The organism is Kitasatospora sp. Xyl93, assembly GCF_055383135.1.
Map to the genome: position 1 here is coordinate 3320037 of NZ_AP029185.1, position 12756 is coordinate 3332792.

General features: G+C 73.7%; 12 protein-coding genes. 9 read left to right on the plus strand and 3 right to left on the minus strand.

Features of this window, described 5'->3' with window-relative positions; translation table 11 throughout:
• Positions 1-205 precede the first annotated feature (205 nt).
• From ACZ5GH_RS14670 to ACZ5GH_RS14695, 6 genes are all read left to right on the plus strand, one after another.
• Entirely contained in the window at positions 206-1795 is a 1590-nt protein-coding gene (locus ACZ5GH_RS14670) for an acyl-CoA carboxylase subunit beta (protein WP_387756546.1), read from the plus strand.
• Between the two features lie 29 nt (positions 1796-1824).
• Complete coding sequence (locus ACZ5GH_RS14675) at positions 1825-2046, plus strand: acyl-CoA carboxylase subunit epsilon (protein ID WP_387756544.1); 222 nt, start codon at positions 1825-1827, stop codon at positions 2044-2046.
• A gap of 143 nt (positions 2047-2189) precedes the next feature.
• Positions 2190-2330 carry a morphogenic membrane protein MmpB gene (gene mmpB / locus ACZ5GH_RS14680; RefSeq protein ID WP_387756542.1) on the plus strand — a complete coding sequence of 47 codons (141 nt, stop codon included), beginning with the start codon at positions 2190-2192 and terminating at the stop codon, positions 2328-2330.
• A gap of 47 nt (positions 2331-2377) precedes the next feature.
• On the plus strand, positions 2378-2980 hold the full coding sequence (locus ACZ5GH_RS14685; protein WP_387756540.1) for a nucleoside triphosphate pyrophosphatase: 603 nt from the start codon (positions 2378-2380) through the stop codon (positions 2978-2980).
• 65 nt (positions 2981-3045) lie between these two features.
• Entirely contained in the window at positions 3046-3780 is a 735-nt protein-coding gene (locus ACZ5GH_RS14690; protein WP_387756538.1) for a hypothetical protein, read from the plus strand.
• Between the two features lie 235 nt (positions 3781-4015).
• Positions 4016-5791 carry an acetyl/propionyl/methylcrotonyl-CoA carboxylase subunit alpha gene (locus ACZ5GH_RS14695; protein WP_464334460.1) on the plus strand — a complete coding sequence of 592 codons (1776 nt, stop codon included), beginning with the start codon at positions 4016-4018 and terminating at the stop codon, positions 5789-5791.
• A gap of 78 nt (positions 5792-5869) precedes the next feature.
• Here the strand turns inward: ACZ5GH_RS14695 and ACZ5GH_RS14700 are convergent, their stop codons facing one another.
• Positions 5870-6826 (minus strand): DeoR/GlpR family DNA-binding transcription regulator, encoded by a 957-nt coding sequence (locus tag ACZ5GH_RS14700; protein ID WP_387756612.1) that lies wholly within the window; start codon positions 6824-6826, stop codon positions 5870-5872.
• Between the two features lie 236 nt (positions 6827-7062).
• The gene (locus ACZ5GH_RS14705; RefSeq protein ID WP_387756534.1) at positions 7063-8517 is read right to left on the minus strand and encodes an NAD(P)H-quinone dehydrogenase; all 1455 of its coding nucleotides are present in this window, start codon (positions 8515-8517) and stop codon (positions 7063-7065) included.
• Positions 8518-8615: 98 nt separating this feature from the next.
• Between ACZ5GH_RS14705 and ACZ5GH_RS14710 the strand changes: the two genes are divergently transcribed.
• From ACZ5GH_RS14710 to ACZ5GH_RS14720, 3 genes are all read left to right on the plus strand, one after another.
• Positions 8616-9053 (plus strand): gamma-glutamylcyclotransferase, encoded by a 438-nt coding sequence (locus tag ACZ5GH_RS14710; RefSeq protein ID WP_049660023.1) that lies wholly within the window; start codon positions 8616-8618, stop codon positions 9051-9053.
• 155 nt (positions 9054-9208) lie between these two features.
• Entirely contained in the window at positions 9209-10030 is an 822-nt protein-coding gene (locus ACZ5GH_RS14715) for a purine-nucleoside phosphorylase (protein ID WP_387756531.1), read from the plus strand.
• Positions 10031-10220: 190 nt separating this feature from the next.
• The gene (locus ACZ5GH_RS14720; RefSeq protein WP_464334461.1) at positions 10221-11942 is read left to right on the plus strand and encodes a phospho-sugar mutase; all 1722 of its coding nucleotides are present in this window, start codon (positions 10221-10223) and stop codon (positions 11940-11942) included.
• Positions 11943-12007: 65 nt separating this feature from the next.
• Here ACZ5GH_RS14720 and ACZ5GH_RS14725 read toward each other — a convergent pair whose 3' ends face one another.
• Positions 12008-12688 carry a PH domain-containing protein gene (locus tag ACZ5GH_RS14725; RefSeq protein WP_387756527.1) on the minus strand — a complete coding sequence of 227 codons (681 nt, stop codon included), beginning with the start codon at positions 12686-12688 and terminating at the stop codon, positions 12008-12010.
• Between the last annotated feature and the right edge of the window lie 68 nt (positions 12689-12756).

Below are 12756 nucleotides of genomic sequence, written 5' to 3' on the forward strand. Positions count from 1 at the left end.
CCAGGCCGCCCCATCGTCCCGCAGAACGCCCCTCGGCAAAACTGTGTCGATGGCCATAACGCCAGGACATGACGCATCGCCCTCCGCGCTGGCTACGCTACCCAGCGGTAGTTCGTAGCGCCGCCCTGCCCTCATGCGCGGGCCCACCCCCCGGTTCCGCGCGCACTCGAACAGGTCGCGGCCATGGATCAGGGAGAGCCACCGGATGACCGAGGCGCCGTACGACCCCCACACCACCGCGGGCAAGCTCGCCGACCTGCGGCGCAGGCTGGACGAGGCGGTGCACTCCGGCTCCGCGAAGGCCGTGGAGAAGCAGCACGCCAAGGGCAAGCTGACCGCCCGCGAACGGGTCGTGGAACTGCTGGACGAGGACTCCTTCGTGGAGTTCGACGAGTTCGCCCGGCACCGCTCGACCAACTTCGGCCAGGAGAGGAACCGCCCGTACGGCGACGGCGTGGTGACCGGCTACGGCACCGTGGACGGCCGCCAGGTCGCCGTCTTCGCCCAGGACTTCACCGTCTTCGGCGGCTCGCTCGGCGAGGTCTTCGGCGAGAAGATCGTCAAGGTGATGGACTTCGCGCTGAAGACCGGCTGCCCGGTCATCGGCATCAACGACTCCGGCGGCGCCCGGATCCAGGAGGGCGTGGTCTCGCTCGGCCTGTACGGCGAGATCTTCCGCCGCAACGTGCACGCCTCCGGCGTCATCCCGCAGATCTCGCTGATCATGGGCCCCTGCGCGGGCGGCGCGGTGTACTCCCCCGCGATCACCGACTTCGTGGTGATGGCCGACCAGACCTCGCACATGTTCATCACCGGCCCGGACGTGATCAAGACCGTCACCGGCGAGGACGTCGCGATGGAGGAGCTGGGCGGCGCGCGCACCCACAACACCAAGTCGGGCAACGCGCACTACCTGGCCGCGGACGAGAAGGAGGCGATCGAGTACGTCAAGAGCCTGCTCTCGTACCTGCCCTCCAACAACCTGTCCGACCCGCCGTCCTACCCCGAGCAGGCCGACCTCACGGTCACCGAGGAGGACCTCGAACTCGACACCATCGTGCCGGACTCGGCGAACCAGCCGTACGACATGCGCAAGGTGATCGAGCACATCGTCGACGACGGCGAGTTCCTGGAGACCCAGCCGCTGTACGCGGGCAACATCATCACCGGCTTCGGCCGGGTCGAGGGCCAGTCCGTCGGCATCGTCGGCAGCCAGCCGATGGACCTGGCCGGCTGCCTGGACATCAACGCCAGCGAGAAGGCCGCCCGCTTCATCCGCACCTGCGACTCCTTCAACGTCCCGGTGCTGACCTTCGTGGACGTGCCCGGCTTCCTGCCCGGCACCGAGCAGGAGTGGGACGGCATCATCCGGCGCGGCGCCAAGCTGATCTACGCCTACGCCGAGGCCACCGTCCCGCTGATCACCGTAATCACCCGCAAGGCCTTCGGCGGCGCGTACGACGTCATGGGCTCCAAGCACCTGGGCGCCGACCTCAACCTGGCCTGGCCGACCGCGCAGATCGCGGTGATGGGCGCGCAGGGCGCGGTCAACATCCTGCACCGCCGGGAGATCGCCGAGGCCGAGGCGGCCGGCACCGCCGAGGAGAAGCGGGCCGAGCTGATCGCCTCGTACGAGGACACCCTGCTGAACCCGTACCTGGCCGCCGAGCGCGGCTACGTGGACGCGGTGATCGCGCCGAGCGAGACGCGCCGGCACATCGTCCGCGGCCTGCGGGCGCTGCGCGGCAAGCGCGAGGTGCTGCCGCCCAAGAAGCACGGCAACATCCCCCTGTAGGCCCCGTCCCTGTCGGGAGAGAACCAGCCATGTCCCCGATCCACGTGCTGCACGGGCAGCCGACCCCCGAGGAGCTGGCCACCGTCCTGGCGGTGGTCCAGGCCCGGGCCGCCGCCGCGCAGGCCGCCGCCGAGACGGCGCGGCCGGCCGGTGCCGGCCCGGCCTCCCCCTGGAACGACCGCTCCCGCCTGCTCCGCCCGGCCGTCCACCCGGGCGTGAACGCCTGGCGGACCTCGGGCTGGGCGCACTGAAGTCCCCCGGGTGGAGCGGGAGTCCGGCCGCGCCGGCGACCCGCTCCACCCGGCTCCCCCGCCCGCCCCGCCGAGGGGCTCCGCCCGAAACCTGAGTACGGATACTCAGGCGCCCGCAGCCCCGCCCGGCGCACTCTGGACGGGTGCTCTGGTCAGACCCCCGTGACGAGCCCTCGCCCGAGGCCCGTCGGATGCAGGAGCGGATGCAGCGGGCCGGCAAGGTGCTCGCCGCCCTGGTGCTGGTCGGCGCCGTGCTGATGATGCTCTCCCGCTCCTTCACCTGAGCCGTTCACCCGAACGGCGGACACGGGCACCCCCTACGCTGGTGGGCATGACCGACCAGCGCCCCCTCGTCCTCGCCTCCGCCTCCCCCGCCCGCCTCGGGCTGCTGCGCCAGGCGGGGCTCGACCCCCGCGTGGTGGTCAGCGGCGTCGACGAGGACGCGATCACCGCCGCCACCCCCGCCGAGCTCGCCCTCGTCCTGGCCGAGGCCAAGGCGAAGGCCGTCGCCGCCGGACTCTCCGACGGCGAGCTGGTGATCGGGTGCGACTCCGTCCTGGAACTGGACGGCCGGGCCCTCGGCAAGCCCGCCGACGCCGCCGAGGCGCTGGCCCGCTGGCGGTCGATGCGCGGACGGGCCGGCGTGCTGCGCACCGGCCACTGCGTGATCGACACCGCGACCGGCCGGCAGTCCTCGGCCACCGCCTCCACCACCGTCCGCTTCGGCACCCCGGACGACGCGGAGATCGCCGCGTACGTGGCCTCCGGCGAACCGCTGCACGTGGCCGGGGCGTTCACCCTGGACGGCCGCTCGGCGCCGTTCGTCGACGGCATCGACGGCGACCCGGGCAACGTCATCGGCCTCTCCCTGCCGCTGCTGCGCCGGCTGCTCGCCGACCTGGACCTGCGCATCACCGATCTGTGGACCGACTGACCTGCCGCACCCGGCGGTGGTGCCCCTAAGCTGACCGGCGTCCGGACGGGGAGGGGACGCGGCAGATGACCGACAGCGTGCTCAACGTGGTGCTGGGCCTGGTGGCCAGCGCGATCAGCGCCTGCCTCGGCTGGCTGGCGCAGGCGCTGCGGCGCCGCCGCAGGGTCGAGCGGGTGCGGTCCTTCCTCGGACTGCCGAACGGCAGCGAGTGCCTGGTCGTGGTGCCGCGCAGCATCGGGACGGGCTCGCACGCCCACACCGTGACCCGGCGCGACGCCTACGCGCTGATGTGGCTGGCCGGACTGGTCGAGGAGTGCGGGGCGCGGCCCGAGCTGGTCGCCCACGACGCCGCGCACCGCGGCCTGGGCGCCAAGACCGAGCTGTGCCTGGGCGGGCCGGTCAGCAACGAGCGGACGGCCGCCCACCTCGCCTGGGGCCTGCCGGGCGTGCTGGTCACCTCGGGCCCGGGGCCGGGCAGCAACGTGATCGTGGTGGGCGAGCGCGACTTCGCCGCCGGTCCCGACCGGACGCACGCCCTGCTCGCCCGGATCGCCACCCCGGACGGCGGCCGCCCGGTGTTCCTGGTCGCGGGCCAGACCGGCATCGCCAACCAGGCCGGGGTGCGCTTCCTGGTCGCCCGGCACCGCGAGCTCGCCCGGAAGTACGGCCAGGACGGCACCTTCGCGCTCGTCCTGCGGGCGGTCAACCCGGAGGCGTACGGGCCGGACATGGTCGAGGTGGCGGCCGACGTGACGGCCGAGGCGCTGCGGCGGCCCGAGGCCCGCTCAGGCGCCGCTTGAGCGGTCCGCGCGAGACTGTGGCCGATGCCACCTCCCGCCACGCCGCCGGCCGGTCACCCGCTGTGGCCCCCGCCGGTCCGGGCGGACCCGCGCCGACCTGCGGTGTCGTGCGGGAGCCCGTCCAGGGGCCCGGGAGAGCCATCACCGAGCGTGTGGGATAGTTCACAACCCGGGGCTACTCGCCGGTACTGCCCGGGAATCCATAAACTCATCGAGGTTCAAGAAGGGAGCCACAGTGCGCAAGGTGCTCATCGCCAACCGCGGGGAAATCGCCGTCCGCGTCGCCCGGGCCTGCTCGGACGCCGGTATCGCCAGCGTCGCCGTCTACGCCGAGCCGGACCGGGATGCGCTGCACGTCCGCGCGGCCGACGAGGCTTACGCGCTGGGCGGTGACACCCCCGCTACCAGCTACCTGGACATCGCCAAGGTCCTGAAGGCGGCCGCCGACTCCGGCGCGGACGCCGTCCACCCCGGTTACGGGTTCCTGTCGGAGAACGCCGACTTCGCCCAGGCCGTCCTCGACGCGGGTCTGATCTGGATCGGCCCGCCGCCGCAGGCCATCCGCGACCTCGGTGACAAGGTCACCGCCCGGCACGTCGCCCAGCGGGCCGGTGCCCCGCTGGTGGCCGGCACCCCGGACCCGGTCTCGGGTGCCGACGAGGTCGTCACGTTCGCCCGGGAGCACGGCCTCCCGGTCGCCATCAAGGCGGCCTTCGGCGGCGGCGGCCGCGGCCTCAAGGTCGCCCGCACCCTGGAGGAGATCCCGGAGCTGTACGACTCCGCGGTGCGCGAGGCCGTCGCCGCCTTCGGCCGCGGCGAGTGCTTCGTCGAGCGCTACCTGGACAACCCGCGGCACGTGGAGACCCAGTGCCTGGCCGACAAGCACGGCAACGTGGTGGTCGTCTCCACCCGTGACTGCTCGCTCCAGCGCCGCCACCAGAAGCTCGTCGAGGAGGCGCCCGCGCCGTTCCTGACCGAGGAGCAGAACGCCGAGCTGTACCGGGCGTCCAAGGCCATCCTGAAGGAGGCCGGCTACGAGGGCGCCGGGACCTGTGAGTTCCTGGTCGCGCTGGACGGCACGATCTCCTTCCTGGAGGTCAACACCCGCCTCCAGGTGGAGCACCCGGTCACCGAGGAGGTCACCGGCCTCGACCTGGTCCGCGAGATGTTCCGGATCGCCGACGGCGAGGAGCTCGGCTACGGCGACCCCGAGGTGCGCGGCCACTCCTTCGAGTTCCGCATCAACGGCGAGGACCCGGGCCGCAACTTCCTGCCCGCGCCCGGCACCGTGACGCTGTTCGCCCCGCCGTCCGGCCCGGGCGTGCGCCTGGACTCCGGCGTGGAGAGCGGCTCGGTCATCGGCCCGGCCTGGGACTCGCTGCTGGCCAAGCTGGTCGTCTCCGGCCGCGACCGCAAGCAGGCCCTGGAGCGGGCCCGCCGCGCCCTGGCCGAGTTCAAGGTGGAGGGCATGGCCACCGCCATCCCGTTCCACCGGGCGGTCGTCACCGACCCGGCGTTCGCGCCCGAGGTGCACGGCGGCGAGGGACCGTTCACGGTCTTCACCCGGTGGATCGAGACCGAGTTCGACAACACCATCCCGCCGTTCGCCGGCACGGCCGGTGACGGCGAGGAGGCCGAGACCCGGGAGACCGTGGTGGTCGAGGTCGGCGGCAAGCGGATCGAGGTCTCGCTGCCGTCCTCGCTGGGCGTCGCGGCGGCCCCGGCGGCCGGTGCGGCGGGTGCCGCCAAGGCCAAGCGCCGGGTGGGCGCCAAGAAGGCCGGCTCGGCCGTCAGCGGTGACACCCTGGCCTCGCCGATGCAGGGCACCATCGTCAAGGTCGCCGTGGAGGAGGGCCAGGTCGTCGCCGAGGGCGAGCTGATCGTGGTCCTGGAGGCGATGAAGATGGAGCAGCCGCTGAACGCCCACAAGGCGGGCACCGTCTCCGGCCTCAAGGCCGAGGTGGGCGCGAGCGTCAGCAGCGGCGCGGCGCTCTGCGAGATCAAGGACTGACACCGTCCCCGTCCTCGGACCGGTCCGTACGCCCTCCGGGGTGTGCGGACCGGTCCCGTTTCCGAGGCCGGTACGGGCTCAGCGCCCGCGCGGCAGGCCCAGCTCGGCCAGCCGGGCCGGCATGCCGCCCGGGCCGACCGGCCCGCCGTGCGCGCCGGGGCGGCGCTGGCCGGGCAGCGGGGCGCCGCCGGGGGGCGGGCCGCCGCGGCGGGCCATCGGGCCGGGCTGGGTCTGGTGCACCGGGCCGCTGCCGGTGCCGTGCACCGGGGCGTCACCGCTCGGGCCCGCGCCCAGCGGGGCCAGGTCGACCTGCACCCCGCAGTCGGCGAGCGCGTCCAGCTCGCGGGCGGTGCCGTCGTCCGCGGTGGCCTGCTCGTCGGTGACCAGCCGGGTGATGGTCTCGGTGGCGACGGTCTGGAACATGCCGGCCGCGCCGAGCTTGGTGTGGTCGGCGAGGACGATCACCTCGGCGGCCGCCAGCACCATGGCCCGGTCCACGCTCGCGGACAGCATGTTCGCCGTCGACAGCCCACGCTCGGCCGTCAGCCCGCTGCCGGAGATGAAGGCCTTGTTGACCCTCAGCCCCTGCAGCGACTGCTCCGCGCCGCTGCCCACCAACGCGTAGTTGGAGCCGCGCAGGGTGCCGCCGGTCATCACCACCTCGACCCGGTTGGCGTGCGCCAGGGCCTGGGCGACCAGCAGCGAGTTGGTGACCACCGTCAGCCCGGGCACCCGGGCCAGTCGGCGGGCCAGCTCCTGGGTGGTGGTGCCGGCGCCGACCACCACCGCGTCGCCCTCCTCCACCAGGCCGGCGGCGAGGTCCGCGATGGCGCTCTTCTCCGCCGCGGAGAGGTGGGTCTTCTGCGGGTATCCGGGTTCGCGGCTGAAGCCGCCGGGGAGCACCGCGCCGCCGTGCCGGCGGTCGAGGAGCCCTTCTGCCTCCAGCGCCCGCACGTCACGACGCACGGTCACTTCGGAGGTCTGGACGACGCGGGCCAACTCCCGGAGCGAGACGGCTCCGTTGGCGCGCACCATTTCGAGGATCAACTGGCGACGTTCTGCTGCAAACACAGAACCGACGGTAACCTGCGTGACCGTCTGCTTTCAGGCGTTTGCAGCTAGTAGCGGGAATTGCTCACGCACGAGCGGCGCGTGACCGTACAATACGCGCCGTCGACGGCCCGGGACTGCGCCCGCCGTCCGGGTGACGGGCATGCCCGCGCGAAGGGCGGCCGCCGATCGGCAGCCGCCCTCAACTGTGCGCCGGACGCTCAGGATTCGCCGTCGGCCCGCTTGCGGATGTGCAGCTGCCGGGCGGCCTCGGCGGTCGAGCCGGAGACGGACGGGTAGACGGTGAAGGCGCTGGCCACCTGTTCGACCGTCAGATTGGCGTCCACCGCGAGCGAGATCGGGTGGATCAGCTCGCTGGCCCGCGGGGCGACGACCACGCCGCCCACCACGATGCCGGTGCCCGGGCGGCAGAACAGCTTCACGAAGCCGTCCCGGATGCCCTGCATCTTCGCCCGCGGGTTGCCGCGCAGCGGGAGCTTGACCACGACGGCGTCCATCTTGCCGCACTCCACGTCGGCCGCCGTGTAGCCGACGGTGGCGATCTCCGGGTCGGTGAAGACGTTGGAGGCCACGGTCTTGAGGTTCAGCGGCTGCACCGCGTCACCGAGCGCGTGGTACATCGCGATCCGGCCCTGCATGGCCGCCACCGAGGCGAGCATGAAGACGCCGGTGCAGTCGCCCGCCGCGTAGACGCCGGGGGCGGTGGTGCGGGAGACCCGGTCGACCTGGATCTGGCCCCAGTCGTTGAGCTTGACCCCGGCCTCCTCCAGGCCCATCTCGGACGTGTTGGGGATCGAGCCGACCGCCATCAGGCAGTGGCTGCCCTCGATCACCCGGCCGTCGGCCAGCATGACCTCGACCCGGTCGCCGATCCGCTTGACGCTCTCGGCGCGCGAGCGGCCCATCACGTTCATGCCGCGGCGGCGGAAGACGTCCTCCAGCACCTCGGCGGCGTCCGGGTCCTCGCCGGGCAGCACCCGGTCGCGGCTGGACACCAGGGTGACCTTGGAGCCGAGCGCCTGGTACGCGCCGGCGAACTCGGCGCCGGTCACGCCGGAGCCGACCACGATCAGCTCGCGGGGCAGCTCCTCCAGGTCGTACACCTGGGTCCAGGTGAGGATCCGCTCGCCGTCCGGCTGGGCGTCCGGCAGCTCGCGCGGGTGGGCGCCGGTGGCGATCAGCACGGCGTCGGCGCGCAGCGACTGCACGGTGCCGTCGGGCGCGTCCACCAGGACCTCGCGGGAGCCGTCCACGGCCTGCCCGCCGGTGCCGAGCCGGCCGCGGCCGCGCAGCACGGTGACGCCGGCCCGGGTGACGGACTGGGTGATGTCGTGGGACTGCGCGATGGCCAGGCGCTTCACCCGGCGGTTGACCTTCCCCAGGTCCACGCCGATCACCCGGGCCGCCTGCTCGATCGGCGGGGTGTCGTCCGCGACCAGGATGCCCAGTTCCTCGTACGAGCTGTCGAAGGTGGTCATCACCTCCGCGGTCGCGATCAGGGTCTTCGACGGAACGCAGTCCGTGAGCACCGCCGATCCGCCCAGACCGTCGCGGTCGACGACGGTCACCTCCGCGCCGAGCTGTGCGGCGACCAGGGCCGCCTCGTAGCCGCCGGGTCCGCCACCGATGATCACGATCCGAGTCACGCTCCCCATTGTCCCGCACGCCGGGAGCGCCGCCACGGCGGGGTCCGGGCTCGGTACCTTCGTCCAGTCGCCGCGGCCCGCCCGCCGCCCGGGCTACGCTGGCCCCCATGCCCCTTTACGCCGCGTATGCCACCAACCTCGATGCTCGGCAGATGACCCGCCGAGCCCCGCACTCCCCGCTGCGCGGCACGGGGTGGCTAGCCGGCTGGCGGCTCACCTTCGGTGGCGAGCAGCTCGGTTGGGAGGGCTCGCTGGCGACCGTGGTCGAGGACGAGAAGGACCAGGTCTTCGTCTCGCTGTACGACGTCGCGCCGATGGACGAGGAGGGCCTGGACCGCTGGGAGGGCGTCCAGCTCGGCATCTACCGCAAGATCAAGCTGCGCGCGCAGACCCTGGACGGCGACATCCCGGTCTGGACGTACGTGCTGAACGACTACGAGGGCGGCCTGCCCGCGGCCCGCTACCTCGGGCTGGTCGCCGACGCCGCGGAGAGCGCCGGCGCCCCGCACGACTACGTGATGGACCTGCGCCGCCGCCCCTGCTGAGGCGTGTCCGACGCTTCCCGCCGGGTGTGGGAACCGACGAGCCGGGTGCCCGGAGAACGCCGCCGAGCTGTGCCTTCGGGTCATCCGGGTAACGATCCGGCACGCCGGGACCGAATTTCTACGCGCGTAGCCGAAACCCGTCTATCCTCTGACCCGTGAACGCTTCTCCTCAGTCGGTCGTCTCCGCCGACCCCTACGCCGCCGCCCAGGCCGCCGCCGAGCGCCTGCGCGAGCTGACCGGTGCCGAGCGGCACGACGTCGCCCTGGTGATGGGCTCCGGCTGGGTGCCGGCCGCCGACGCCCTGGGCGAGACCGTGGCCGAGTTCCCGGTCACCGACCTCCCGGGCTTCCCCGCCCCCGCCGTCGCCGGCCACGCCGGCAAGATCCGTTCGGTGAAGATCGGCGACAAGCGCGCCCTGATCTTCCTCGGCCGCAACCACTACTACGAGGGCCACGGCGTGGCCACCGTCGTCCACGGCGTGCGCACCGCCGCCGCGGCCGGCTGCGGCATCGTCGTGCTGACCAACGGCTGCGGCGGCCTGCGCCAGGGCTGGACCCCGGGCCAGCCGGTGCTGATCAGCGACCACATCAACCTGACCGGGGACTCCCCGATCGTCGGCGCCAACTTCGTCGACCTCACCGACCTGTACTCCAAGCGCCTGCGCGCCCTGTGCCACGAGGTCGACCCGACCCTGGACGAGGCCGTCTACGTCCAGTTCCGCGGCCCGCACTACGAGACCCCGGCCGAGGTCAACATGGCCCGGGTGATCGGCGGCGAGCTGGTCGGCATGTCCACCACCCTGGAGGCCATCGCCGCCCGCGAGGCCGGCTCCGAGGTGCTCGGCATCTCCCTGGTCACCAACCTGGCCGCCGGCATGACCGGCGAGCCGCTCAACCACGAAGAGGTGCTGGAGGCCGGCAAGGCCTCCGCCGAGCGCATGGGCGAGCTGCTGGCGAAGGTCCTTGAGCGGATCTGACCCCCGCGGGGCGCAGAATCATGACTGACGGGGCCCACGGGCGGTGTGATCCGCTGATCACACCATCCCGTGGGCCCCGTCCGCGTGCGCGACCCCCTTCTGTGCGGAACCCTCCGGTCACAGCGGAACCCTCCCGACCCACGGCGGAACCTCCGGCCGACACACCGACGCACTTCCCGATGGAGCTGGCATGACGCAGGCACCCACCACCGACCTCCTCGCCCGGGCCCGGACCTGGCTGGCCGAGGACCCCGACCCGCGGACCCGCGAGGAGCTCGCCGCCCTGCTGGCCCGGGCCGAGGGCCCGGAGGCCGAGACCGACAGCAAGCTCGCCTGGGCGGAGCTCGCCGAGCGCTTCTCCGACCGCCTCCAGTTCGGCACCGCCGGCCTGCGCGGCGAACTCGGCGCCGGCCCGATGCGGATGAACCGCGCCGTGGTGATCCGGGCCGCGGCCGGCCTGGTCTCGTACGTCCGGCAGCAGGGCCTGGGCGACCTGGTCGTCATCGGCTACGACGCCCGCCACAAGTCGTACGACTTCGCCCGCGACACCGCCGCCGTGGTGGTCGGCGCCGGCCTGCGCGCCGCGCTGCTGCCGCGCCCGCTGCCGACCCCGGTGCTCGCCTTCGCCGTCCGCCACCTGGGCGCGGCCGCCGGCGTCACCGTCACCGCCAGCCACAACCCGCCGCAGGACAACGGCTACAAGGTCTACCTGGGCGACGGCTCGCAGATCGTCCCGCCGGCCGACGCCGGGATCGCCGCCGAGATCGACGCGATCGGCTCGCTGGACGAGGTCCCGCGCGTCGAGGAGGGCTGGGAGGTGCTCGGCGAGGACGTCGTCGAGGCGTACCTGGCCCGGGCCGTCTCCATCGTCGACGAGCACGGCCCGCGCGACCTGGAGGTGGTCTACACCCCGATGCACGGCGTCGGCCGCGACACCCTGGTCGCCGCGTTCCGCCGGGCCGGCTTCCCCGCGCCCACCGTGGTCGCCGAGCAGGCCGAGCCCGACCCGGACTTCCCGACCGTGGCCTTCCCCAACCCGGAGGAGCCGGGGGCGATGGACCTCGCCTTCCGCACCGCCGCCTCCGTCGGGCCGGACATCGTGATCGCCAACGACCCGGACGCCGACCGCTGCGCGGTGGCCGTCCCCGCCAACGGCAACGCGGCCGGCAGCGGCGGCGGCGCCGGCTGGCGGATGCTGCGCGGCGACGAGGTCGGCGCGCTGCTCGGCTCGGCCCTGGTCGCGAAGAAGGCCGAGGGCACCTTCGCCACCACCATCGTCTCCGCCACCCTGCTCGGCCGGATCGCCGAGGCGGCGGGCCTGGGCTACGCCGAGACGCTGACCGGCTTCAAGTGGATCTCCCGCGCCGAGGGCCTGCGCTACGGCTACGAGGAGGCGCTCGGCTACTGCGTCGACCCGCAGGGCGTCCGCGACAAGGACGGCATCACCGCCGCCCTGCTGGTCGCCGAGCTCGCCGCCACCCTCAAGAAGTCCGGCCGCACCCTGTCCGACCTGCTGGACGACCTGGCGCTGGAGCACGGGCTGCACGCCACCGACCAGCTCTCCGTCCGGGTCCAGGACCTCACGCTGATCGCCGACGCCATGCGCCGTCTGCGCGAGCGGCCGCCGACCGTCCTGGCCGGCCTCCAGGTGACCCGCGCCGACGACCTGTCGGCCGGCTCCGCCGACCTGCCGCCCACCGACGGCCTGCGCTACTACCTGGCCGGCGAGGGCGTCCGCTCCGCCCGCATCGTGGTGCGCCCCTCCGGCACCGAGCCCAAGCTCAAGTGCTACCTGGAGGTCGTCCTCCCGGTCGCCTCCGCGGCCGACCTCGGCCCCGCCCGCGAGCGCGCCGCCGCCCTCCTCGCCACCGTCAAGCAGGACCTCGCCCTGGCCGCCGGCATCACCGCCTGACGCCACGGAACGCGCGAAGGGGCCCGCCGGTCGCGACCGGCGGGCCCCTGCGCGCGGGTGCGGTGTCAGACCGCGATGACGGTGACCAGGGCGATCAGGCCGAGCAGGGTGGGCGCGATGACCCACCAGCACCAGCGGACCCGCACCGGGCCGGCCGCGGCGGGGCGGGCGGCGTTGCGTTCGGCCATCTCCTGGAGGACGGCGGTGACCTGGTCGGACCAGGCGCGGGTGGGGTCGGGCGAGCCCTGGACGACCGGGTTGGTGCGCTTGGCCAGTCCCATGCCCAGGCCGGTCCGGGAGGCGTGCTCGGCGGCGCTGGGGCTCTGCGCCCGGGTGGCCCGCTTGCGCTGGCGCAGCGACACCGGCACCGCCCAGACCTGGTACTTCCTGCCGCCCGCGAGCAGTTCGACCGAGTACCCGGCGCGCAGCGCGTCCACCGAGGCCCACGGCGCGACGACGGTCCGCCACGGGTTGCGCACCACCAGCCGGTCGCGGCCGGCCCGCACGGCCGGGCGCAGCGTGTACGCGATCACCGGGAAGGCGAACACCGGCACCGCCGCGAGCGAGACGTACGGGGTCTTCCCGGTGCCACTGGCCACCGCGTCGCCGACCAGCCAGGCCGCGACGACCAGCAGCAGCACTCCGGAGATCACACCGGGGACAGAGCGGTACACCCGGTCGGCGTACTCGGGCTCCCCGTCGGGGGCGGCGGGGCCCTGGTCGGGCTTGCCGTCGGAATCGGTCATGGCGTCGATTCTGCCCCATGCCCCCCACCTGCGGAGGTCTCGGTCCGGCCACGATGGGTCGGCGGCCT